The organism is Cnuella takakiae (genome assembly GCF_001953305.1).
GTDB lineage: Bacteria > Bacteroidota > Bacteroidia > Chitinophagales > Chitinophagaceae > Flavisolibacter > Flavisolibacter takakiae.
Window position 1 is genome coordinate 4,314,761 of record NZ_MTFE01000010.1, and the last position, 326, is coordinate 4,315,086.

1 protein-coding gene is annotated in these 326 nt (G+C 47.9%); it reads left to right on the top strand.

Annotation, left to right across the window (positions count from 1 at the left end):
• On the top strand, positions 1 to 262 hold a 262-nt coding region (locus BUE76_RS18470; protein WP_173702663.1), incomplete at its 5' end, for a transposase.
• Positions 263 to 326 lie beyond the last annotated feature (64 nt).

A 326-nucleotide genomic window follows, 5' to 3' on the forward strand; every position in this document is an offset into this window, starting at 1 on the left:
GCGGCTGAGTTGCTACTATCAGTACAACCGGGACATCCGCCGCATTATCTACACCACCAACATCATAGAGGGTTTTCACCGCCAGCTCAGAACGGTTACAAAGTCAAAGGGTGCTTTTCAAAGTGAGGAAGCTTTGATAAAGCTCTTGTTCCTGGCACAAGATCATATCACTGCAAAGTGGACCAAGCCGGTATTCAACTGGAACCAAACACTGGCACAACTGAGCATCTTGTTTCCTGACCGCTTAAAACTTGATCTATGAACATAGCGCATATGCCTGCCGGCGGCTCATTGCTGAAAGCTCACGATTTTTGCAGCAGCAGTAC